The sequence below is a fragment of the Collinsella sp. AM42-18AC genome (assembly GCF_003467965.1).
Classification (GTDB): domain Bacteria; phylum Actinomycetota; class Coriobacteriia; order Coriobacteriales; family Coriobacteriaceae; genus Collinsella.
The window spans coordinates 224,981-249,121 of record NZ_QSFY01000001.1 but is presented as its reverse complement, the minus strand read 5'-3'; the positions used below and the strand labels follow the sequence as shown (position 1 = coordinate 249,121).

General features: G+C 57.7%; 19 protein-coding genes and 1 pseudogene. 13 read left to right on the top strand and 7 right to left on the bottom strand.

The genetic code is table 11. The features are described 5' to 3' along the window. Positions 1-3 precede the first annotated feature (3 nt). The gene (locus DW913_RS01015; RefSeq protein ID WP_117584193.1) at positions 4-663 is read left to right on the top strand and encodes a DUF5028 domain-containing protein; all 660 of its coding nucleotides are present in this window, start codon (positions 4-6) and stop codon (positions 661-663) included. 105 nt (positions 664-768) lie between these two features. On the opposite strand, the gene DW913_RS01010 is transcribed toward DW913_RS01015, so the two are convergent. After that, positions 769-1,485 carry a hypothetical protein gene (locus DW913_RS01010; RefSeq protein WP_089573261.1) on the bottom strand — a complete coding sequence of 239 codons (717 nt, stop codon included), beginning with the start codon at positions 1,483-1,485 and terminating at the stop codon, positions 769-771. A 116-nt stretch (positions 1,486-1,601) separates the two neighbouring features. Here DW913_RS01010 and dnaX point away from each other — a divergent pair, with 116 nt between their 5' ends. Next, positions 1,602-4,082 (top strand): DNA polymerase III subunit gamma/tau, encoded by a 2,481-nt coding sequence (gene dnaX, locus DW913_RS01005; RefSeq protein ID WP_158551940.1) that lies wholly within the window; start codon positions 1,602-1,604, stop codon positions 4,080-4,082. Positions 4,083-4,103: 21 nt separating this feature from the next. On the opposite strand, the gene DW913_RS01000 is transcribed toward dnaX, so the two are convergent. Further along, positions 4,104-4,577 carry a hypothetical protein gene (locus DW913_RS01000; RefSeq protein ID WP_117648547.1) on the bottom strand — a complete coding sequence of 158 codons (474 nt, stop codon included), beginning with the start codon at positions 4,575-4,577 and terminating at the stop codon, positions 4,104-4,106. Positions 4,578-4,926: 349 nt separating this feature from the next. On the opposite strand from DW913_RS01000, the gene DW913_RS00995 reads away from it, so the two are divergent. The 8 genes and pseudogenes from DW913_RS00995 to DW913_RS10210 all read left to right on the top strand — a co-directional run bounded on the left by DW913_RS00995 (position 4,927) and on the right by DW913_RS10210 (position 13,206). After that, a complete protein-coding gene (locus tag DW913_RS00995) occupies positions 4,927-5,247 on the top strand; it encodes a YbaB/EbfC family nucleoid-associated protein (RefSeq protein WP_006235174.1) in 321 nt (106 codons plus the stop codon). Between the two features lie 13 nt (positions 5,248-5,260). After that, positions 5,261-5,857, top strand: coding sequence for a recombination mediator RecR (gene recR / locus DW913_RS00990; protein ID WP_089573257.1), 597 nt, complete (start codon positions 5,261-5,263; stop codon positions 5,855-5,857). A 245-nt stretch (positions 5,858-6,102) separates the two neighbouring features. Continuing rightward, positions 6,103-7,008, top strand: coding sequence for a hypothetical protein (locus tag DW913_RS00985; protein WP_117564927.1), 906 nt, complete (start codon positions 6,103-6,105; stop codon positions 7,006-7,008). Beyond that, positions 7,005-8,849: a hypothetical protein gene (locus DW913_RS00980; RefSeq protein WP_117797260.1), complete on the top strand. Its 1,845-nt coding sequence runs from the start codon at positions 7,005-7,007 to the stop codon at positions 8,847-8,849. The genes DW913_RS00985 and DW913_RS00980 overlap by 4 nt, the downstream gene beginning before the upstream one ends. Positions 8,850-8,852: 3 nt before the next feature. Further along, a complete protein-coding gene (locus DW913_RS00975; protein WP_117797258.1) occupies positions 8,853-9,791 on the top strand; it encodes an FHA domain-containing protein in 939 nt (312 codons plus the stop codon). A 327-nt stretch (positions 9,792-10,118) separates the two neighbouring features. Next, positions 10,119-10,385 (top strand): annotated as a pseudogene (locus DW913_RS10265) (methyltransferase); the annotation flags it as partial. Positions 10,386-11,080: 695 nt separating this feature from the next. After that, positions 11,081-12,712 carry an ABC transporter ATP-binding protein gene (locus DW913_RS00965; RefSeq protein ID WP_055310069.1) on the top strand — a complete coding sequence of 544 codons (1,632 nt, stop codon included), beginning with the start codon at positions 11,081-11,083 and terminating at the stop codon, positions 12,710-12,712. 368 nt (positions 12,713-13,080) lie between these two features. After that, on the top strand, positions 13,081-13,206 hold the full coding sequence (locus tag DW913_RS10210; RefSeq protein WP_255413194.1) for a hypothetical protein: 126 nt from the start codon (positions 13,081-13,083) through the stop codon (positions 13,204-13,206). A 390-nt stretch (positions 13,207-13,596) separates the two neighbouring features. On the opposite strand, the gene DW913_RS09980 is transcribed toward DW913_RS10210, so the two are convergent. The 3 genes from DW913_RS09980 to DW913_RS00960 all read right to left on the bottom strand — a co-directional run bounded on the left by DW913_RS09980 (position 13,597) and on the right by DW913_RS00960 (position 15,538). Continuing rightward, positions 13,597-13,776: a hypothetical protein gene (locus DW913_RS09980; protein ID WP_128620790.1), complete on the bottom strand. Its 180-nt coding sequence runs from the start codon at positions 13,774-13,776 to the stop codon at positions 13,597-13,599. 30 nt (positions 13,777-13,806) lie between these two features. After that, positions 13,807-14,010 (bottom strand): hypothetical protein, encoded by a 204-nt coding sequence (locus DW913_RS09975; protein ID WP_124785779.1) that lies wholly within the window; start codon positions 14,008-14,010, stop codon positions 13,807-13,809. A gap of 169 nt (positions 14,011-14,179) precedes the next feature. Beyond that, positions 14,180-15,538, bottom strand: a complete 1,359-nt coding sequence (locus DW913_RS00960; RefSeq protein WP_082421808.1) for a radical SAM protein — start codon at positions 15,536-15,538, stop codon at positions 14,180-14,182. A gap of 516 nt (positions 15,539-16,054) precedes the next feature. Between DW913_RS00960 and DW913_RS00955 the strand changes: the two genes are divergently transcribed. Then, positions 16,055-16,534 (top strand): FHA domain-containing protein, encoded by a 480-nt coding sequence (locus DW913_RS00955; protein WP_117564921.1) that lies wholly within the window; start codon positions 16,055-16,057, stop codon positions 16,532-16,534. Between the two features lie 451 nt (positions 16,535-16,985). After that, complete coding sequence (nifJ, locus tag DW913_RS00950) at positions 16,986-20,525, top strand: pyruvate:ferredoxin (flavodoxin) oxidoreductase (protein ID WP_117797256.1); 3,540 nt, start codon at positions 16,986-16,988, stop codon at positions 20,523-20,525. 435 nt (positions 20,526-20,960) lie between these two features. On the opposite strand, the gene DW913_RS00945 is transcribed toward nifJ, so the two are convergent. Next, positions 20,961-22,322, bottom strand: a complete 1,362-nt coding sequence (locus tag DW913_RS00945; protein WP_117797254.1) for an ATP-binding protein — start codon at positions 22,320-22,322, stop codon at positions 20,961-20,963. A gap of 107 nt (positions 22,323-22,429) precedes the next feature. Continuing rightward, positions 22,430-22,678, bottom strand: coding sequence for a hypothetical protein (locus DW913_RS00940; protein WP_147349619.1), 249 nt, complete (start codon positions 22,676-22,678; stop codon positions 22,430-22,432). Between the two features lie 336 nt (positions 22,679-23,014). Between DW913_RS00940 and arcC the strand changes: the two genes are divergently transcribed. Then, entirely contained in the window at positions 23,015-23,977 is a 963-nt protein-coding gene (arcC, locus tag DW913_RS00935; RefSeq protein WP_006235166.1) for a carbamate kinase, read from the top strand. Positions 23,978-24,141: the final 164 nt, after the last annotated feature.

Sequence of the window (24,141 nt, the reverse complement as noted above, 5' to 3'; positions counted from 1 at the left end):
GCGATGAAGAAGACCCTGTGGACGAGAAGATCGGCGCTCGCGCTTTTTTGCTGTGCTGCTGCCGGCCTTGCGGGCATGAGGGTGAGCGTCGTTAACGGGAACCGGACGGTCATTCCTGAGAAATATTACGCGGAGGGCGAATGGCTCTCGATGGATGGAGCGTTTCTGGGGTCGAAGGATGTGGTGACTGATGGGTATTCGTTTTGCATAGACGGGGCAGAGTTGCTCACGCCGCGCGAGTATCTCAAACGAGCACATGACGATTATTCAAAATATGGCACCGTGGATACGAAAACGAGACTGAAGGATGCCGACATCACGTGCGTTATCGCCGTAAAGATGCGTGTCAGAAATAGGGATAATATCGACGGTGGAATCAAAGCGTATGTTTGGCATCTGGTTCCGGAGTCTGCGCCAAACTATGATTTTGTAGTCAATACCGATCTGATAACGCAAGCCATGCCGGTCCTTGGCGGCTCTGCTGCGTTTGCCGTGGAGGTTGGGGCAGAAAACGAGTTGCTCGTCCCATTTATGATGCAGAACACCAACGACTATTTCGAAGGTTACGAGACCGTCCGTTTTGAGAAAGCATTTCCCGGGACTTACACGATGAAGATGACCGATCTGCCGGAGCGGAGGCTCTTAAGGTTTGAAGTGAAATAGCTCGAGAGCAAGGCAAAACGGGTCCATTGGCGGTACGCGCGCCCGATTCCAGGCGCCCCGGCCCGGAATCGGGCGCGGGACGAGGCGCCTTCGGTGTCGGCCGGCCTACCGCTTCTTCTTGCTCTTCTTCTGCTTGCGCTGCTTGCCCTTGGTCTCCTGGGGCTTGTCGCCCTGTTTTGCTTCGGCAGCGGCCTTTTCTGCCTTCATCTTCTTGCGTTTGGTCTCGATGCGGAGTTTTTTGTTGATGCGCGCCTTAAGGAAGGGACCGAACTGCTCGGCATCGCCGCGGACAAAGGTGTCCTTAGGGATCGTCACGCCCTGGTCGGCGAACATGGCCACAAAGATGCGCTCGCCGTCGAGCACGTGGTCGAGCTTTTCAAACGGGAAGAACTGCGACTTGCCGCTCGTGCCCCAAACCATCAGGCCGTCCTCGTTGGCGGCGACGCGGCGATAGCGGCCACCCATGGACTCGTCGGCCTCAACGGCGTCGATAAAGTCGCGGGCGAGGGTGTGGTGCAGGTTTTTGCTCCACCAGGCCAAAAAGGCGCCGAATACGATCAAGACGACGCCAAACTTGATCCAGTTGCCGCCGGCCACCAGCATGCCGATGCCGATGAGCGCGGCAATTGCCGCGGCGACATACAGCGAGCCGCGACGCCTGGGCGAGGCGACCAGGCGGGCGAAGTCGGTGACGAGGTCGTTTTCGTATTGGTACTCGTTGAGGTACAGGATGCCGTCGTCGGCTGCGGCCTGCTCCTCGAGCGCGACCTCGACCTGGTCGGCTGCTTCGGAGGGAACGAGGTTGCTCTCTGCGTCTGCCATGCTCTTTGGACTCCTATCGCGGCGGGCTCGCCGTACGGGTTATTATGGAATGCAGTATGCCGTGCGACCGCATGGCCGCCGCGGCAACAAGACTCAGTATACCCGGGGGAGCACCCATGGAATCGTTGTACCGAAAGTATCGCCCGCTCACCTTTGACTCCGTGGTGGGCCAGCAGCATATCGTCTCGACGCTCGAGCACGCCATCACCGAGGGGCGCCTGTCCCACGCCTACCTGTTCTGCGGACCGCGCGGCACGGGCAAGACCACCATGGCGCGCATTCTGGCCAAGGCGCTGCTGTGCCGCAATGCCGAGGCGGCGCGCGCCGAGGGTGCAAGCGGCTGCATGCCCGACGGTACTTGCGAGGAGTGCGAGCTCATTGCCGAGGGTAACCACCCCGATGTCTACGAGCTCGATGCCGCCTCCCGCACGGGCGTGGACAATGTGCGCGAGGAAATCATCAACTCCGTCAACTTTGCCCCGGTGCGCGGCAAGTACAAGATCTATATCATCGACGAGGTCCACATGCTCACGACGGCGGCGTTCAACGCGCTGCTCAAGACGCTCGAGGAGCCGCCGGCACACGTGATCTTTGTGCTGTGCACCACCGACCCGCAAAAGATTCTGGAGACCATCCTCTCGCGCTGCCAGCGTTTCGATTTCCATCGCATCGGCAACGAGGATATCGAGCGTCGCCTGGCATACGTGTGCGAGCAGGAGGGCTTCGATTACGACGATGAGGCGCTGGCTATCGTGGCGCGCCATGCCAAGGGCGGTATGCGCGACGCGTTGTCCACGCTGGAGCAGCTGAGCGTCTTTGGCAACGGTTCTGTGCATGCGGACGACGCCCGCTCGCTTTTAGGCGAGGTTTCGGACCAGATTCTGGGCGAGTTTTCCCGCGCCATTGCCGATCGCGATGTTGCCGAGCTCTATGGACTGATCCGTGCGCAGGTCGAGGAAGGAAACGACCTGCTGGAGCTGACGCGCGACCTGGTGGCGCATGTGCGTGACGTGTACGTTGCCTGCGTTGCCGGTGCCCGTGCCGAGCTGTTTGAGGGCGGCTCCGAGCAGGCCGAGGCGCTTGCTGCCGAGGCCGCTGCCTTTGGCGAGCATCCTGCCGACCGCCTGGCCCGTGTGCTGACGGTGCTCGACGATGCCGCACTGGAGATGAGGGGCGCGAGCGACGTGCGCCTGGTGCTCGAGATCGCCTGCACGCGCCTGGCACGTCCCGAGGCCGATTTAACGATTGAGGCATTGGCCGAGCGCGTGGCCCGCTTGGAGGCCATGGTTGCCAACGGCGCCGTGCCGGCGAGCGTGGCTGCTGCTCAGGCCGCCGCGCCTGCAGCATCCGTACCCGCTGCTGCCCAACAGCCGACGCTAATTTCGGGCGCTCGTGCTGCCGCTCCGGCGGCATCCGCTGCCCCCGCTGCTACGTCCGCGCGCCAGGGCGGTATGCCTTGGGACCGTGGTGCTGCTGTTCCGGCTGCCCAGCCTGCGTCCCGTTCTGCGTCCGTGTCAGCTTCCAAGCCTGCAGCGCCTGCACCTCAGCCTGCGCCGACTCCGACGCCTCAGCCCGTTGCGGCTCCCGCGCCTGCCACCGCTCCGGCACCTAAGCCCCAGTCCAACAATGCCGCCCAGGTTGCCGCCGCCGGTACTGCCGAGACGCCCGCGGTCGAGGATGCCGGAGAGCTGCAGCGCAAATGGGCCGAGGTTGTCGAGCGTGTCAAGGCGCGTCAGGCTTCCTACGCGGGGCTTTTGCTCAATGCCCGCGCCACGGCTGACGACGGCTCCAGGCTCACGGTCTCGTTCCCCGCGGGCTCGACCTTTGCCATCAAGATGCTTGGACGCGCCGACACGCAGTCGGTGGTCCTGCCGACAGTCAGTGCGGTCTTCGGTCGTCGTACCGTCGACTATGTCCTGGATGGGGGTGGCACGCCGGCTCCTCAACATGAGGAGCATTCTCCATCTGCACGGGCTGCGGTATCTGCGGACCCGCAACCCGTGTCCTCGGCGGCCCCTGCATCCTCGAGCGCCAGCGCGACGCAGCCAAAAGCAGCACCGATAGCGGCGCCGACCCCGTCGGCGCCTAAGCCCGTCATGGCCAAACCGGCTGCTCCGACACCCGCGCCCAAGCCTGCCTCGCCCGCGCCCAAGTCGTCTGACCTGGGCAAAGCCCCCTGGCTGCGCTCCGACAACCCCGCCGGCGCTCCTGCCACGGGCAAGCTCCCGACCGAGCCCGCGCCCCGAGCGCCCGAGCGCGCGTCCGCTCCCAAGGCTCAGCCCGCCGCGCCGTCTGCGCCATGGGAATCCGAGCAGGTTCCCTACGACGATGCCATGGTTGGCGGTTTTGTTGCCGATGCTGGTGGGGACGATCTGCCTCCGTTCGACGTGCCGGGTGCGGCGTCCGCGCCCAAGTCCGCTGCAACTGCCCCCAAAGAGGAGGACGCTCCTGCAGCTCCCTGGGAGTCCAACTCCGGTGCGGGCGGCCCCTTCGGCCATCAGGGTGCAGCCCCGAGCATCCCGCAGACCGAGGACGAGGCCAAAGCCCTCATCCGCAGCGTCTTCGGCCAGTCCACCATCTTCAAGCCGGTGGAGTAGCTGCGCAGGCGGGTATACTGCTCAAGAAGAGAACCCCTTGCCCGGGCGCATCTGTATTTCGGACATGTGCAACGTGGTGCCGCGTATATCGCATTCGAGCAGACAGGCGCGTGACGGTCGGCCTAGGATGCTGAGGTCGATACGATACGTCGCATGGCTGTCCGTGTACTCGACTTGCTCGGCGTTGACGGTTGCTCCGATTGTAAATAAAGAGCCCAGTTCGGCATCGACAATCTTGGAGTCCTTTATCTTGACCTTGAACTCTTGGTAGAGGGACGGGCTGTTGTAGTAAATGGTTCGGGTTCCGTCGGTGCATTCATCGGTCGTCTCCCATTTGACGACGGGCTGGTCCGAGCTGGCTATCAGCAGTTCTGCTCCAAAAGCTATGGCATGGGTGATGATAACCAGTAATACCCAGACGACAAAGAGATAGAGAACCACATATGCAACGGGGTGTTTTGAGCGGATGTTTTGGAGTACGGCTGGGACATTCACGAGGGCACCTCCAAATCGTCATCTATGACAATCAAATTATACCCAGCCGCCATGCGTGCCGCCTCGAGCAGCGGCTCGGCATTTTGCCATGTAGCCTTGTAGCCCTACGCATAAACTGCCTGGTTCCAGCTCTGCTAGATGTAGCTTGAGATAATTATGCAACCTTGCATAATTCGACCTTGCATAATCTTGGGCGTGCGTCACGCTCAAGGACATGTATATCGACTGAGGTAGCGTGTCCGCCCCGTTCGCTGGCCTCACGCCGTGGTACGATTTTTGAGCTTGAAAGTCCCGCCGCGCTCCGGCTGCCCTTGCAGCTCGGCGTGCGGCCGCACGTAAAGGAGCCATTATGGCCGGTATGAACATGCAGCAGATGATGAAGCAGGCTCGCAAGATGCAGGAGCAGCTTGCCGCCGCGCAGGAGAACCTCAAGTCCCAGACCGTCGACGCCTCTGCCGGCGGCGGTATGGTCAAGGTGACCGTTAACGGCGAGATGGAGCTCGTCAACCTCACTATTGACCCCGATGCCCTCGATCCCGAGGACGTCGATATGCTGCAGGACATGATCATGGCTGCCGTCAACGAGGCCGTCCGCGGCGTCAACGAGCTCGCCAACAAGCAGATGGGCGCCATCACCGGCGGCCTCAACATCCCGGGCATGCCGTTCTAAGACACGCATATATATGAGTGCGAATCACAGTCTGCAAAAACTGCTCGATGAGCTGGGCCGTCTGCCGGGCATTGGTCCCAAGTCGGCCCAGCGCATCGCCTATTACCTGCTCGAGGCCGATGCCGAGGAGGCCCGCCGCCTGGCCGAGGCCATCCTGGAGGTTAAGCAGGAGGTCCACTTTTGCAGCCGTTGCTTTAACTACGCCACGGCCGACGAGTGCTCCATCTGCCAGGATTCGATGCGCGACACTACTCGCATTTGCGTGGTGGGCGAGCCGCGCGATGTCCAGGCGATTGAGCGCACGGGCAGCTACCACGGTCTCTACCACGTATTGGGCGGCGTGATCAGTCCCATGGACAAGATTGGTCCCGAGCAGTTGCACATTCGTGAGCTGCTGGCACGCTTGGGCCACGAGGACATCCACGAGGTCATCATCGCCACCAACCCCAATATCGAGGGCGAGACCACGGCGAGCTACCTGGCCCGCACTATCAAGCCGCTGGGCGTTGAGGTATCGCGTCTGGCGAGCGGCCTTCCCGTGGGCGGCGACCTGGAGTATGCCGACGAGCTTACGCTTGGGCGCGCCATCGAGGCCCGTCGCACGATTTAGGTGGCGAGCCTGCTCCTGCCGTATGTCTTCATCGCGACGCACGGGGTAGCCATAATTTCCCCGTGCGACTGTAAGTTTGTTGTGCAACAAAGATGCTTTGTATCCGCTTATCGCATGGATGCTTCCACTCGCATCCTTAATTTGCCCATTCGTTGCGCAACCTTTTGGGTTCGCTGATACACTCAAATATGGATTCGAATGAATGCGCCGCTCCCGAGCGGCGTGTTTTTGTTGGAGGAGAACGCATGCGGCCCGGTGGCACTCAGACAAAGCGCGGCGCCGCGGTGCGCATGCGACGCCGACTGGGCTTGGCGCCGCGGGCGTACGCACTGCTGTCTTGCTCGCTGGTGCTGGTCATAGCTGGCGTTTCTGCCTATGGCATGACCGTGCCGTCCATGATGCAGGCACATGCCGCACGCGAACCGCGCGTGGGGCATGAGGTCAAAAGTGACCTGGGGACCACGACTGGATATGCTTGGGCAAGTGTGGTCGCGCATATTGTGTTTGGCACCGGCGACGCGGACGGCGCCGAGGCCCCGGACAACGAAGTCACGCTTGCCAATGGCAAAACCATCGTGCTCACCAACACCAAGATCATCGATCGGTTGTCCAACAATAGCGTGGCGGCAACGGTGAATAAGGTCGAGCAGCAGAAGGAGCAGGACGCCCAGCAGTCCGGAAAGCCCGGTAGCTCGGATACTTCTGGCTCCGGCTCGGATTCGTCGAGTTCGGGCGGTGGCTCTGGGTCGGGTTCCTCTGCCGGAGGGTCTGGAAACGGCGGCTCGACGGGCGGCAACACTGACAACGATGCAAACTCCGGTGGCCTTTCCGCTGCTGAGGAAGAGAGCATTCACAGCTGGCTTGTGACCAAGTACAACATGCTCGACGGCTATGTTTCTCGTGCCAATGACGTGGTCTCGACCTATAACTCTACGGGAGATCCCAGGCCGTGCGACAGCCTGGTCGGGGAGATGTTTGTCATTCGAGCCGAGTTCGGTCGTCAGACATTCTCGCCCCGGTCAAAGTGGTATCAGCAGTATGCCAATCTGTGGGGCTGTTACACCAACCTATGTCAATGGGTCGGCCATTACGGCGATGATGACGTCGCGCTCGGTAACTTCAACAATAACGTGGCGGCGCTTGCCCTATGATGACCGATCTTGCATCCACCACACCACAATCGCTCGGTCGCGATCCCATGGTCGGCCTGCGCCTGGCGCGTGTCGACGGGTTTGAGCCGGCCATTGCGCTCGGTCAGGACGAACTGCCTGCCTATCTGCGTCGTTTTACGATACTGTTTGCCGACGATGCCACCATGCGCCGTGGCGGTATCGGCCGCGTGACGCGTGCCGTCAACGCCCAAGGCGAGGCCGTGGCACTCAAGCAGCTCATCTTGCCAACGTGCGATGAGTTTGACGATGCCGCCGCCCATGAGGCGCTGGTCGCCAAGTTCAAAGCGGCGTTTCGCGAGGAATACGAATGCCATCGCGCCCTTTCGGGCCTTAAGGGCTTTCCCCGCCTCTATGGCTGGGGCGAGGTCGACGGTGTGCCTGCAATTGTCATGGAATGGGTCGAGGGCGAGACGCTCGCCCGCTTGCGCTCGCGCTTTGCCGTGGACGATGCCGGCCGCCTATCGCCGCTTGTGGCGGCGCGTCTGGGTCGCGACCTGTTCGATCTGCTCTGCCGTATGAGCCTGGTGGGCGAGGGCTTTGTCCATCGCGATATCTCGCCCGCTAATATTATGGTGCGTACGGCGCGTCTACCGCTTGACCGGCAGCTTGCCGAGGGCACCTTTGACCTGTGCCTGATCGACTTTGGCTCGTCGCTGACGCTTGAGCCTGCGTCGGCCGTGGCCGGTACCGGCGGCAAGGCGTCGTTTACGGAGCGCTATGCCACGCTGCGTCGCGCGACGGTTGCCTATGCCCCGCCCGAGATGCTCACCGACGATATTCCCGACCTGCGCGCTTTGCGTATGTCGCCGGCGATCGACGTCTATGCCGCAGCAAGCACGGTTTACGAGCTCATTGCCGGCGCCGCGCCATACGAAGCCGCGCCGAGCACTTCGGGCACCTCGGGTTCGCGCAAAAAGACGCGCGACATCGCCAGCCCCTACCGTCTCAAGATGGACACGCTGCCCGACTATCCCATTGGTGCCCATGCGCCCGGTTGCGATTTGACTCAGCTGCTTCGTCGTGAGCCCGATGTGGCGCTCGCTGCGGCCGAGCAGGCCCAGCAGCTGGGGCTTGAGCCGGATTCCGAGGAGCTACGCGATGCGCTGGCGTTTGTCGATGCCCAGCTGTTCGACGTGGTGATGGCCTGTCTGTCCAGCCATCAAAAAGATCGTCCCGAGCCGGCGGCGGTCGAGGCGGCGCTCTCGGCGTTTTGTGACCACTATGCGCAAAATGTCGGTCGTTCGCTCCGCGGCGAGCCGCTCACGCCGTGCCCCATGGATGCGTCTGGCCGCGCGGTTCGTCGCGCGCTGATGGTCGGCGCGACGGTCGTCTGTGGCGTGGTTTGGGCTGTGGTCGTGGTTTCGGCCGCGCTGCTGGCGTCGGGCGCTCGCGTGACGGCGACTTTGGGATCGCTCGTGTGGTCTGGGTCGCTACCGGGTATTATTGCCGCACTGGCGTTGGCGCTGCCAGGCATAGCCGGCGTTGCCGCGGGGGCACTTGCGCGCGATCGGCGCTCGGGCTTCCTGCAGGGTGTGCTTGCGCTTTCTGCCTGCGAGGTTCCGGTGCTGGTTGTGGCTGCATGTAGCGTATTTTCCCAACGCGCCGTGATGGGCGGCCTTGTTGCCGCTCTGGTTGCAACCTATACGCTTACGTGGTTTTTGCTTGCGATGGGCTTTGCCTTTGAACTTCCCGTTTCGGCACCGCGACGCACAAAAGCCCAGATGGCGACTCCGCTTGCCGGTGGAGCCGCAGCTGTCCGTACTTTTGGCGGACCTGTCGAAGTATCGTCCGATTCTATTTCTACGACCAAGGAGGCCTAGGTCATGGCATCTCAAGTTGAGCTCACCCCATGCGGGGCCATGTTTGACATCTTTAAGCGCGCAGCGCATCTGAGCCATATCGAGCTGTGCGGCTTGGTGCTTTCGTCCCGTCCGCTCGCCGACGGCCGCAGCCCGCAGAGCCGAGCCGCCGATCGCTCTTGGGTTTCCCGCTTTATCGTTCGCGCGCCGGTCGGCACGCTTCAGCAGCGCTACTTTGCCGAATACGGTACCTCGGCTGCGCGTATTATGTCGCAACTGGCCCTGCGCCAGCGCAATCCCATGGACTCCACGGCTGTAATCAATATGGTGTGCGGTCCTGCAGGTGAACCGATGGTACGCGCGCTCGAAGAGTGCCACCAGGACACGAATCTCTATCGCAACGCGCTCGATCGCCTGTCCCAGGCGGCGGAACTCATGCCCGCCGAGCGCGCCGAGGTCGTGCTGGTGCTGTTTGTCGCCGTCGGTTGTTCGGCGGATGTGCGGTCCTCGGTGAACTATGCCATCGACTACGCGAACGCGACCTGCGGCGGAGGCACATCCACGCCGCGTTCGCTTGGCATGTCGCTGACTGCGGGCGAACGCGAACCCGCCCCGGCGCACCCTTTGGGCTTGCTGCGCGTGCAAAACAGTTTTGTCGTGAGCGCCCCGCGCTGGATTCAGCCGAGTGAGCAGGGTGTTGAGATTGGTGCGCTGGCCACTGGTGAGGGCGACATTACCGACGTCGGCGACGACGTCTCGGCCCGCCATGCCCATATCTGGTGCGATGCTCAAAATATCTGGCACGTCGAGGACTTGTCGTCCACCAACGGAACCATGGTGGTAAACGGCGCGACGAACGTCTGCATTCAGGTCGAGCCCGGCCGTTCCGCCCAACTCAATCCCGGCGACGAGCTCAAGCTCGGCGAATCCACTACCTACGCCATCCTCTTCGGTGCCCTCTAGCCGGCAGATAGGGACGTTTCTTTTCTGCCGGCACTTGGGGACACTCCTCGGCGCGCCAGAGCCAGTCGCCCGGGGATGGAGGGGCCATTTTGGCCCTTGGCGGTCAGTCGGGGCGAAACTAGAAGATCTTTCCGATTCGCGGCTGTTCATGCTTGTAGAGCATCTAAAACAATAGGATGTTATTCTGGAATATGCCGGGTGCGTGAACTTGCCTGTCTTAGCCTTAATAAGGTATAGGGGAGTTTGGCTCAGGGGTTCCGTGTTGTTCTTCAGCGCAGTATTGTGGGACAGATTTGCTGAGATTGGCGCCTTACACCGCAGAGCGCACGGAAGGCTCTCGATTTGTGTTCTGGCCCCAGAATACAGGGCCTGATACTTACCAACTGTGGCATGGATGTAACATCTGTAGAAATCAACCCTTTTGTTGTCGACCTTTGTAAGAAAAACACTGCCATCAACTCTTTGGATGACGAAACTAGGGTGCTTGAGGGGAGCCTTTACTCCCCTCTGAGAGATGACTCATGTTTTTCGCTTGTCGTTGTGAATCCTCCGTTACTGCCGATTCCGGATGAGATTCCTTATCCCTTCGTTTGAGATGGAGGACAATCGGGTCTGGATAAAACACTTCGTATTCTTAAGGGTGGCGATACGCATTTAGAGAAAAACGGTAAATACTGCTAATAGGGGTGACGACGATGGTGCGGGGGCGACCCGCGATGCTCTCATCAATACGTCGGATACTTGGGAAATCAGGTCTAGATGCATGTATGATGATGCTGTGTGGCTATTCAATTAATCCGCGTTCCGAATGGGTGCAGGGTATAGCTGCGACATCGTATGCTTTTGACCCGGCGCGATACTCAGATATTTCTGAGGCGGTTGACGAAGTTTATACGCACTATGCCGCGCAAGGCGTTTCGGAAGTTTGCACATCTACGTTACGGGCTTAGGTTTCTTCAAGCGAGCAGGCCGGTTGAGTTATTTCGAGCGATTTTTCTAGTCTAGACGACAAAAGGCAAAGGATTTGATGGGTATAAAACGCGGACGTTTGTGGGCGGATGCTCAAATCTATTGTGGCAATCGGCCGGTTGAAAAAGATATTTCAACCGCCCGATTGCCAGGTTCGTCGGAGGAGATGTCCGATTCCGACTCTCTTGTAGGAAGAGCTTGAGATCGTATTGGCCCAAGGCAATCTTAAAGCAGTCTCATTGGCAAATCTTCGCTCCTGTTGTGTTGAGGTGTAAGGTATCAGTGATTGATGTTTTGTGGCGGGTAGATTGGGGCCTTCCTTGATTCGATGCGTTCTCTCGAGGTTCATCAGAGCAAAAGGGGCTTTCGTCTTCATTGCTATCACGGTGATTGGAACCGCTCTCTCCTATGCCATGCCATACGTGAACGGGAAATTCTTAGATTTTCTTCTCGGTAACCGCAGCGAAAGAGACGCCGTACTCTTCGCGCTCCTGGTTGCGTCAATAGGAGTTTTCTCCACCCTCTTTACTTATTTTGCAGGAACACTTTCCATTCGCATAACCACGAGACTTTCCTTTGATCTTCTCAGGGAGGCCGTCTTGCGTTTTGAAAGAGACGATTACTTGGTGAGTCGGACCATCGATCCAGCCTATACAACGCAACGGATTATTTCCGACTCTAGCGTGGTCTCATCCTTCGTTTTGGCGAATTTTATCAGTGCGCCGCTGTCCATTGTAGCCATTCCCATCGTATTGCTTATCATATGGTCAATTGATTCAACTCTCGCGGTGTTTTCCATCATTCTCCTCATCGTGTATTTCTGTGTAATTACTGGGTTGAGGAAACTTTTGTATAGGGTCACGTATGAGAAGAAAGAGGCGGACAGCGCCTTTTACGCCGCAATTGCATCGCAGCTTAATCAGATTCTCAACATTCAACTGACATCTTCGTACGGCAAGAGCGAACAAGCGCTCGACGCTGGGTTTAAGAGCTATTTTCCCAAAGTTTTGCGCTCCGGAAAGCTATCATATTCTCTGACATCGCTCGATGGTCTTTTCGCAGCGTTGTTTCAAGCGGTGATACTTGTTGTTTCCGGAGTACGAATCATTAACGGAACTATGTCAATAGGCGAGTACACTATCATCGGTACATACTTCGCGGTTCTCTTTAAGACTTTGAAAAGTATGATGTCATTGTTCAAATCCTATCAAGATGCCAAAGCATCATGGGATAGGACGGCTATCGCGACGAGAGAAAAGGAGAGATCGGGGTGGAATCGGACCGATTTAGCTAAACTCGATGAAATAAATGACATTTCGGTATCTGATTTGGAATTCTCGGTTGCCCTTCCAGACGGATCTGTCCGAGAGGTCCTCGGCGGGTTTTCTTTCAAGTTTTCCGGTCCTGGTACATATTGCATAGTTGGGGAAAACGGAAGAGGCAAGACGTCACTTCTTTACTTGATGCTCGGGCTATACTCATCGAAAGGCAAAGTAAAATACAACGGCGTGCCAATCGAAGAATGCGACTTGGATTACATACGTGCGAGAGAGATATCGTGCTGCCCACAGTCGTGCTTCGCGCCGGACGAAACGGTGAAAGAGCTGTTAGAGTATTTCGACACGCCCTTTTCTTCCTATCACCGGGGTGTAGATGGCCTACTTTCGCTGGAAAACAGCGTGAAGGAGTTGCTCGGGAAACGTTGCTCCGCGCTTTCGGGCGGTGAGCTGCGCCGAGTGTACTTATGGTCGGCGATTTCACGCAAGTCGTCAGTTTTGGTACTCGACGAGCCCACGACTGGGTTAGACGCTGTAAGCCGCGCCGAGCTTGCGGCCTATGTTAAGCGCAACAAGCAAAGCCAGCTGATCATCATTGTCTCTCACGATGACGAGATGGTCGGCGCGGTAGAAGGGGTAGTGGATTTAGGCAGCATGTACCGGGGTAAATGCTGACAAGTGTAGTGCTACCCAACTGACAGAGATAACAAAAAAGCGATGCAGATGCACGTAGCATTCAGTCGGTTCGGACTCGGTGCCTTCACGCCATCGCAACGCTTTCAGATATAGTTCTCATTCTCTTACTAAAGGAAACTTTAGTCTACGTTGTCTTGTCGAGACAGAGGTGAAGCGAAGTGTTGTCGCGACGTATCTTATTCCAGGTGGCTCAGTATCATCGTGAGAATCACACCAAAGTGTACTTACAATTCTCGTGTCCCACGGACAACATGAGCTGAGCATTGAGGTTCCACCCTTTGCTGCAACTACACGGGGTTGGACGGCAATGAATATGCCGGGCCGCATGCCACGCGCAGCGGGGGTCCATGCCCCAGTATGTTGCCTACAGCAGCCTCGATGTCCACGCACACATCATCTCTGCCTTCGTGTTCAATCCGTTTGCCGGAGAGTGCGAGGGTTACAAGGCCGTAGAATACGAGCCGAACAAATGAAATGCGGTATCGACGCATAGGATTAAACTGACGATTGCTTTGCACCGAAAATACGCCCGGAAAGCCGCTATGGGTGGCGGCCCGGGTTAAATTGAGAGGCCCGTCCGATCACTTTCATGTGACGAACGGTCGGGCTTCTTATTCCACTTGCCAATGCTCGGCTCATATTGGAAGAAAGCTACGCTAATGTTTGCGTGATACTCCTATTTTTTCCGAAGAAAGAATCGGATAATGAAGAATAACAATAAAAAAGGTGCCAGATATAAAGCAAGTACAAAGGTTAATCCAACGAGACCTTGCAATAATGGCATAACTCCTCCCAGACACGAGATTTTGGTATTTGTCCCCATCTTATTTTGAATTGGACCAAATAGTTCCTAGACACAAAAACTACTCGTCAACTGGATCGCACCAATCTGCTGGCAAAACACAGCTTGATTCTTTATCGACATAGCACCAATCCGCAACAGGGCACTCGGCGATGTCGTAAAAATTGCATATATCAACTCCAAGACAACAAGGCTCAACGGGAGTATGTTCATTTGAACCAACAGGATGGATATGCTTCATAACAGCTCCTCACCTTAATCCAATTAGAGACTACGTTTGATCAATGCCACAGTGATCTACAACGCAGATGCTGCCGCCATCCATGTCATAGTCGCAGTAATCGTATGCACCACAGCCATCTGCTTTATCATAAACAGTACAGATGTCAGTAATGCCCAAGAGGCAGTCAAAAGACATCGGCTTCACGCCTGCCTCGTCGCCACTTCCTGGATTAATCGGATGAATATGCTTCACGACTACCTCCCTTTGAGTGCAGAAAAACCTCAATATTGTGTATAACAAACCAAGATGTCTAGTTCACCATATTTCTAGAATGGTTTCGGCGAACGTAGCAATAAGCTTCGCAGACGGTAATCAGAAGAACGAACACCTCCACAATGGTGACAGCAATGCGCTGAACCGCTTATTCCGATACAGTAGCTTCTCGTTGATTTTTCTCCTGCGAAGATGAGTGGCGGGAAATAAGGTCAAAAGCCATCTCGTAGCACATTTTTCTATATTCACATGATGCAGGGTGTAGACTCTTGGGCAAGTAGCCGTGCTCGTCTGCAGCCTCCCAGCTACAGCCCCCACCACAGAAAGACCGAGCCCAACAGTCCGTACAGTCAATTCTTTTTTCGACACCCTGACTCCAGTTTTCAATATACCTAGTTTCGTCAATTCCGGTGACGATGTTGCCCATTTTGAATCGCATCATCCCGACAAACCTGTGACAGGGGTATACGTCCCCTTCGGGAGTCACGGAAATAAAACGCCTGCCAGCCCCGCATCCGACAAAGGCGATCCTGTTGCTCATAATCAAATCAACTGCAGTTTTCAATGTTCTAAACAAGGGCTTTTCCCCTTGATCAATCTGTTTGAGATATTGATCCGCCAAATCTATTAGGCCCGCCCTGATTTTGTTTAATGAGTGTTCGTCGAGTTTGATATTCTCATCGAATGAGCTCACGGGCGAGAAGTAAATCCTTCTGAAGCCCATCTCTTTAAACTGAAGATAGTCTTCAACAAGGTTACAGTTATTATTTGTTAAGGTCGCTCTTGCGCCGAAGGGGAACGACTCGGAAAAACGACGAACGTTTTTGTCGATATCGGAGAAAGAGCCGCCTCCCGTCTTGTACGGGCGCGATGCATCGTGCTTGCATCCTGTACCATCGAGACTAATCAGAACAGAAAACCCGTGCTCCTTGAAAGAATTCACAGCAGTGTCATTCAAAAGCGTTCCGTTGGTCGTAATAGAATAGGTAAAGTTTCTATTGGGGTATATTCTTTTTGAATAGTCGACCGTTTTCCATATCAGCGGCTCGTTAATCATGGGTTCCCCACCAAAAAAGACGATTGCAAGCGTTTCGTTTTCCGATGAACTTGCGACGAGGTAGTCGACCGCCTTGAAGGCTATCTCGTCTGTCATCAGCAGAGGAGACGTTCCATAATCTCCTTTACCGGCAAAACAGTAACTACAACCAAGGTTGCATGCATGTGAAACGTGGAGTTCGATGGATCTAAGTTTTCGAGGCGTGTCTTTTGTTAAGAAAGTCCGCTCAGACAATCGTTGATACTCATCAATGTCGTCTTCAAGTTCTGCTATGGTCGTTTGGTCGTAGCCTTTCGCAGCAAGTGACTTTGTTAGCAACTTCGAGTTGACCGTTCTTCCCGATGCTTCAAATATGCGAAGCGCATCTTCTGATGCTTGGTCAACCTGAAAGCAATTGCGAGTGACCTCATCGAAGCAGTAACGACGATCACTTACTGAGAAAAAATGCATACGTTCCTCAATTTCATGCTGGACTGGCACTAACCTTGTTTATTGTTGCGCAGCTATAAAAAACCACCAGCGGGGATTCGGTGTGCGGCCCAATCGGACTCCCAAAAGGTTCTATTTGAGACTGGCAAGCTTTGTGTTGTTGGCACTTCGACAGCGCTCTTTATTCCAACATGGAGCCTCGCAGTTTGAGTCGACTTGCCTCTGGAAGGTCCGATCTTAACTTGATTTAGGATGAAAACAGATTACAGGCGCGCTCCTCTAGAAAGAAAGGAAACCAATCGCCGCCTTTCACCAGGAAAGTTTTTATAGCCCACCTCGAGCAAAATGAAAGATGCGAGAGCGATTGGGGAACAACGCGAATCTCCCCTTTTGGGTGGGAGCGAGCCTTCAGCCACCGGCGAACGACTCGCCCTGGTCAGAATCTGGAAGTGGTGCCGGGCCGCTTGGGCCTCCCCGGTGACTTCGTGGGGCTTACCTGCCTGACGTCGAGGAGTACATCCGCAAGATTCGTTCCCTATGCCGTTTGCTCTCACGCCCGCCTTAGTTCCAAGTCGGGCGAGCCGCCGCGCTCATGCGACCCGTGGCGGCGACACGTCGACGCCGCGCTCGCTGAGCACATCTTCGGTCGCGGGCGAGCACGAGGTCGCGCCGGCGCATCCGCTGGGACTGCTGTGCGTGCAAAACGGCTACGTGGTGAGCGTCCCGCGCTGGATTCAGCCGAGTGAGGAAGGCGTTGAGATCGGCGCGCTGGCAACGGGGGAGGGCGGCATCACCGACGACGTCTCGGCCCGCCATGCCCATATCTGGTGCGATGCTCAAAATATCTGGCACGTCGAGGATTTGTCGTCCACCAACGGAACCATGGTGGTAAACGGCGCGACGAACGTCTGCATCCAGGTCGAGCCCGGCCGCTCCGCTCAGCTCAACCCCGGCGACGAGCTCAGACTTGGCGAATCCACCACCTACGCTATCCTCCTCGGCGTCGGCGCCCTCTAGTCGGCAGATGGGGACGTTCCTTTTATGCCGGCACTCCGGGACACTCCATGGCGCGCCAGGGCCAATCGCCCGGGGACGAAGCGTTCATTTTGGCCCTTGGCGGTCACCCGAGGTAAACCTTTACCGCCCACCTATATTTGTCGAAATTACACTTGGCGGCGGGGTACAATAAACCCGCATGCGGATTTCCGTTGCGGGTGCCTCCCATCGCCGGGGCGTGCCCGGGAGCATCCGGCATGCGGCCTTTGCGGCGCTCGGTCATGTGCAAGACGGGCGGTCGGGTCTGTGGGGCGCATCAGTTGCCCCTCGCCTCGGCATGTCTTCTCTCCACGCCACGTACCTGCTGCTGAGCCTGCCTGCCAGATGATTGGAAGCAACAGCGTAAATCCCATCACGCCAACATCCCGGCGATCGCCGGGGCCTGTATACCTATATGAGAGGAGAGGGGTATATGGCGCGTAAGTTTAAGTCTATGGACGGCAACGAGGCGGCCGCATATGTTTCGTATGCGTACACCGAGGTAGCGGGAATCTATCCCATTACGCCGTCCAGCCCGATGGCCGACCATGTCGACCAGTGGGCGGCCCAGGGTCGCAAGAACATCTTCGGCACCCCGGTCAAGGTCGTCGAGATGGAGTCCGAGGCAGGTGCAGCCGGTACCGTTCACGGTTCGCTGGGCGCCGGTGCTCTGACCACCACCTACACGGCTTCTCAGGGTCTGCTCCTGATGATTCCGAACATGTACAAGATCGCGGGCGAGCAGCTCCCGGGCGTCTTCCACGTCTCCGCGCGTTGCGTCGCTTCCCACGCCCTGAACATTTTTGGCGATCACTCCGACGTCATGGCCTGTCGTCAGACCGGCTTCGCCATGCTCGCCGAGGGCAACGTCCAGGAGGTCATGGACCTCTCGCCGGTGGCTCACCTTGCCGCCATCGAGGGTAAGACCCCGTTCCTTAACTTCTTCGACGGCTTCCGCACCAGCCACGAGATCCAGAAGGTCGCCATGTGGGACTACAAGGATCTGGCTGAGATGTGCGACATGGACGCCGTCCAGGCTTTCCGCGATCACGCGCTCAACCCTGAGCACCCGCACACCCGCGGCAGCCACGAGAACGGCGACATCTTCTTCCAGAACCGCGAGGCCTGCAACAAGGTCTACGACGAGCTCCCTGCCGTCGTCGAGGGCTACATGAAGAAGATCAACGAGAAGCTCGGCACCGATTACGGCCTGTTCAACTACTACGGCGCTCCCGATGCCGACCGCGTCGTCGTGTGCATGGGCTCCTTCTGCGACGTGCTCGAGGAAGTCATCGACTACCTCAACGCTCACGGCGAGAAGGTCGGCCTGGTCAAGGTTCGTCTGTTCCGTCCGTTCTCCATCAAGCACTTCGTCGACGTTCTCCCCGAGACCGTCCAGAAGGTCGCCGTCATGGACCGTACCAAGGAGCCGGGTTCTATCGGCGAGCCGCTCTACCAGGACGTCGTCTCCGCTCTCTACGAGGCTGGCAAGACGGGCATCAAGGTCGTCGGCGGCCGTTATGGCCTGGGCAGCAAGGACACGCCTCCCGCGTCCGCGTTCGCTGTCTTCGAGGAGCTCAAGAAGGACGAGCCCAAGCGCGAGTTCACCATCGGCATTGTCGATGACGTGACCAACCTGAGCCTGCCCGAGGCCGAGGATGCGCCCAACACCGCAGCCCCCGGCACCATCGAGTGCAAGTTCTGGGGTCTGGGTGGCGACGGTACCGTCGGCGCCAACAAGAACTCGATCAAGATCATCGGCGACCACACCGACAAGTACGTCCAGGCCTACTTCCAGTACGACTCCAAGAAGACCGGCGGCGTCACCGTCTCGCACCTGCGCTTTGGTGATTCTCCGATCCGTTCGCCGTACTACGTGACCAAGGCCGACTTTGTCGCTTGTCACAACCCCAGCTACATCGTTAAGGGCTTCAAGATGGTCCGCGACGTCAAGCCGGGCGGCACCTTCCTGGTCAACTGCCAGTGGAGCGACGAGGAGTTCGCCGAGCACATGCCCGCCGTGGCCAAGCGCTACATCGCGAACAACAACGTCAACGTCTACCTGATCGACGCTATCGACCTGGCCGCTAAGGTCGGCATGGGCAAGCGCACCAACACGGTGCTCCAGTCCGCCTTCTTCGCGCTGGCCAAGGTCCTGCCCGCCGAGGACGCCCTGCAGTACATGAAGGACGCGGCTACCAAGTCCTACATGAAGAAGGGCCAGGCCATCGTCGACGCCAACCACAAGGCTATCGATGCCGGCGCTACCGCCTTCCGTAAGTTCGAGGTTCCGGCCGACTGGGCAACTGCCGAGGATGCCGCTCCCGTCGAGCTCTCCGAGGAGACCAAGTCTGCCATCGCCCAGCAGGTCAAGAACCTGCTCGAGCCCATCGATCGCATGGATGGCGACAGCCTGCCCGTTTCCGCCTTTGTCGATTGCGCCGACGGCCAGTTTGAGCTGGGCGCCTCCGCATACGAGAAACGCGGCGTCGCCGTGGTCGTTCCTCACTGGGACGAGACCAAGTGCATCCAGTGCAACCAGTGCGCCTATGTGTGCCCGCATGCCACCATCCGTCCGTTCGCGATGACCGAGGACGAGGCTGCCGCCGCGCCCGAGGCTACCCGCACGCTCGACGCCATGGGCCCCAAGGCCAAGGGCATGAAGTTCACCATGGCCGTGTCCCCGCTCGACTGCATGGGCTGCACCAACTGCGTCAAGGTCTGCCCCAAGGGTGCCCTCGAGATGGTTCCCACCGAGCAGGAGATGGACCAGCAGCCCGTTTGGGACTACATGGTCGAGAACGTCTCCGAGAAGAAGGAGCTCATCGCGGCCAACGTTAAGGGCAGCCAGTTTAAACAGCCCTACCTGGAGTTCTCTGGCTCCTGCGCCGGCTGTGCCGAGACCGCCTATGCACGTCTGGTGACCCAGGTCGCCGGCGACCGCATGTTCATCTCCAACGCCACCGGCTGCTCCTCCATTTGGGGCAACCCCGCTGCCACCGCTCCTTACTGCAAGGACAAGGACGGTCACGGCCCGGCGTGGAACAACTCCCTGTTCGAGGACAATGCCGAGCACGGTCTGGGCATGGCCGTGGGCTATGAGGCTGTTCAGCACAAGCTGATTGCCGCCACCCAGGAGATCATCGCCGCCGATGGTCCGTCCGACGAGCTCAAGGCTGCCGGCCAGGCTTGGATTGACTCTGTCAACGACGCCGAGGCCTCCAAGACCGCTGCCGCTGCCTACGTTGCCGAGCTCGAGAAGTGCGGCTGCGAGGCTTCCAAGGCAATCCTCGCCGACAAGGCTTACCTCACCAAGAAGTCCTTCTGGATCTTCGGCGGCGACGGTTGGGCCTACGACATCGGCTTCGGTGGTCTGGATCACGTCCTGGCTTCCGGCCACAATGTCAACGTCTTTGTCTTCGACACCGAGGTTTACTCCAACACCGGCGGTCAGGCCTCCAAGGCCTCGAACCTGGGCCAGGTCGCTCAGTTCGCCGCTGCCGGTAAGGTGACCAAGAAGAAGTCCCTGGCCGAGATTGCCATGAGCTACGGCTACGTCTACGTGGCGCAGGTCGCCATGGGCGCCAACCCGGCTCAGACCCTCAAGGCCATCCACGAGGCCGAGGCCTACGACGGCCCGTCCCTCATCATCGGCTACAGCCCCTGCGAGATGCACTCCATCAAGAAGGGCGGCATGCAGAACTGCCAGGCCGAGATGAAGAAGGCTGTCGAGTGCGGTTACTGGAACCTCTTCCGCTTCAACCCCGAGGCTGCTGCCGGCAAGAAGTTCTCGCTCGATTCCAAGGAGCCCGCGGGCGGTTATCAGGAGTTCCTGATGAACGAGGCCCGTTACGCTTCGCTGACGCGTTCCTTCCCCGAGCGCGCCGAGGAGCTCTTCAAGGAGAACGAGCAGGCCGCTATGGATCGCTACGCTCACCTGCTGAAGCTCAAGACGGTGTACAACGAGGCCTAGGTCTCCCACCGCAGGATCTGAGGGCTAACCTTCGCGGACGTCCTCGGACATGAAAGAACCCCCGCTGCGCACTACGTGCGGCGGGGGTTCTTTCGTCCTGCGGAGTGTCCGCGAAGGTTAGCCCTCAGATCCTGCTACGACTACGTCCTCGGATTGTGGGGCTGAATGAAGGACGTGGCTGTGGGGGTGCCTTGTCCCGGTCGCTGTTTCGCGGCGTGGCCGCGAAACCACGCGCCACTTTGGGCATGGAGGGCTAGCTGATTGTGGCCTTCTGCTGCCCCAGTGCTGTTTCGCGCTTTGCGCGAAACATCGCAGCACTTTGGGCATAGTGGGGGAGTTGGTTGTCGCTGCCTTCTATCCCCTTGCTGTTTCGCGCCTTTGGCGCGAAAGGCGCAGTACTTTGGGCGTGGGGGCTGGCTTGCGGACTCAGATGACCTAGAGAGATATGGGTGCAAACGAGAAATCGTTGTTGGGGTCGTCCTTTTCCATAAACTCATCGAGACAGAATGTCATATAGATTGGAACGTAAAGGATCTTGCCCTCTTTGCAAAGGTTTTCGTGGCTCAGCACAACGGCCTCGGGAATTTTGTACTCGCCCACACTCATCAAACGGTCGAGGGCTGCATGTGCTCGAACTTTCTTGCCCGATTTGACTTCGATTGGGACAACATGCCCGCGGGCACCTTCGATTACAAAGTCGACTTCACCGACCTCACGCGTTTGGTAGTACCACGTATCTGCTCCGAGGGCAACGAGTTCCTGTGCGACCACGTTCTCATAGAGGCCGCCGAGGTTGGGGGTTTTCATGTCAAGGTAGACGGCGCGTGCCGTGCTGCCGGGATACCGCGATGCGAGCATACCTGTATCGGACTCGTATAGTTTAAAGGCCGTCGTTTTCTCCGTCCTCTTGAGAGGACTTCGTGCCTCCGTCACCTGGGGGGCCATCAATCCAACGCCTGCGTTCACCAGCCATAGGAAATCCTGCTCGTATTTTTGAAGACGAGCTCCCTTGCCTAGAGACGAGACGATAAAGCGATGGGACTCCGCCTCAAGCTGAACGGGAATTTGCTCGAAAATGGAGCGAACGTTAAACGCTCGAGTCGATGCATATTTAGAGATATCGCTTTTGTACTGATCGACTAGCTGAATTTGAAGCTCACGCGTTCTCACGAGCGAATAGCCCGAATCGATATAGTTCTGAACGACCTCCGGCATGCCGCCGCAAACGATATAAGCTCTAAAGTTTTTGAGCATCGCCTCATGAATAAAATTTTCGACGGGACGCCTCTCGACAAGGCAGCTGCGGATGTCTGCAAGCACATTCTCGCTGATGCTGTTTGCCCAACAAAACTCTTCAAAATCCATTGGCCGCATAACAATGTGCTCGACATACCCCACCGGGAAAGAAGAGATCCCCTTAAACTCAGTCCCAAGCATAGACCCCGAGAAGACATAGCTAAAGCGTCCGTCCTCGACCAGCGCCTTCATAAGTGTAACGATCTGCGGATACTCCTGAATCTCATCGACGAAGATAAGCGTATCTCCCTCAACAAGCGGTGCATCCGCAAGAAGGGCCACACGGTTGATGAAGTCAATGGAGTTCTTAGCGCCAACAAGTACGTCTCTTGCCTCGGCATCAAGTAGCAGATTGACCTCATAATACGAAGCGTAGTTGCTCTTTCCAAACGCGTGAATCGCATAGCTCTTGCCAATCTGACGCGCACCGGTAACAAGCAGGGCCTTATGGGAGTTATTCTTCCAGCTCAAAAGCCTATCAGTGACCTTGCGGCGTAGCATTAAAACACCTCATTGACAAAAATTGGCAAATAGATTTGCCCCTAATCATACAAAAATTGACAAATAGATTTGACCCAAATCATACAAAAATTGGCAAATAGCAAAGCTCACTTAGGCCTCAAAGCCAGCGAGCCAGCACGGTACTTTGCGAAAAGGCTGGCGGCGCCGTTGTTGAGGGTGGCCAGGTTGACAGTGGCGCCGTTAGCGTTCTCGGCTGCTTGGGCGCGCAGGAGCGAAAGGGCGTCGGCAGCGTTCATGCAGAAGCCGACGGTAAAGTTCCATACTGCGAACTCGCAGTCGCTTGCCGCGGGGTGAAGCGCGATCGGGTATCCCTTATGTTGGATGAAAAGCCCCATGTTTTTGCAGGGGTGCATACTCGTCAAATTAATGTATAGAATCGCGTATAGTGCGAGTAAGATATTGCGCTGTCCGTTTTGTGTTTAGCAAAGATATAGTTTGCATAATCTGGTCTAATCCCTGCTCTATTTAAATAAAGTTGCACGTAAATGGCGTAGATATGCCTGAACTGGGCTTCTTTACGCTGAGCGGGTAAAATCGACCGTTCGCCGCTTAGGTATTTTCAAAATGAATAAAATGAGCGATAAAGAGAATATAAACCTTAATAAACTCGCGTATCGCACGGACGCGGGTTATTAATGGGTTGTAGGCCTTTTACAGAAAGGATTCCAGCAATGTCTAAGCCTCTTGGCAAGCCCGATCGTATTGTCGTCGCCCTCGGCGGCAACGCCCTCGGCAACAACCCCGTCGAGCAGATCGAGGCCGTGAGCAACACCGCCCACGCTCTCCTCGGCCTCATCGAGCAGGGCAATGAGATCATCATCACCCACGGCAACGGCCCGCAGGTCGGCATGATCCAGAACGCCTTCGCCGCTGCCCACGATGCCATCGGTACCCCCGAGATGCCGCTGCCCGAGTGCGGCGCCATGTCCCAGGGCTACATTGGTTATCACCTGCAGCAGGGCATCGGCCGCGAGATGCACAAGCGCTATAAGCGTTGGCACGCCGCCACCGTCGTCACCCAGATCGAGTGCGATCCCGACGATCCCGCGTTCAAGAATCCGACCAAGCCGATCGGCCCCTTCTACACCGAGGAGCAGGCCAAGGAGTTCATGGCCGAGGATCCCTCCAAGGTCTTCGTCGAGGATTCCGGCCGCGGCTGGCGTCGCGTCGTCGCTTCCCCCGATCCCAAGAAGATCGTCGAGGCTGACTCCATCCTCAACCTGCTCGACAACGAGTTCATCGTCATCGCCTGCGGTGGCGGCGGCATCCCCGTCGTCCGCGACTACGAGAACAAGGGCTGCTACAAGGGCGTTCCCGCCGTCATCGACAAGGACCTGGGCGGCGAGCTGCTGGCCGAGGACTGCGATGCCGACGTTCTGTTCCTGCTGACCGCCGTCGAGCATGTCGCCATCAACTTTGGCAAGCCCAACCAGGAGGAGCTCGAGGACCTCACCGCCGACGAGGCCGAGCGCCTGGCCGACGAGGGCCAGTTCGGCAAGGGTTCCATGGAGCCCAAGGTTCGCGCTGCCATCAAGTTCGCCCGTTCCCGCAAGGGCCGCACCTGCATCATCGGTGCTCTGGACAAGGCCGCCGAGACCATGGCCGGCCTCTCCGGTACCCGCATCCACGAGTAGTCTCTACTCTGTTGCCTCTCTCGTGGGCGCCAGGCAAAGCGCCCACAAACTAGCCTCTCTTCATGAGCCCCGCAGTCCGCTCCGACTGCGGGGCTTTTGGGTGGTCATTGGGGACAGACTTAAATGAGTAGCACCAATCAACTGCGGAAAGTGCATCTCAGAAT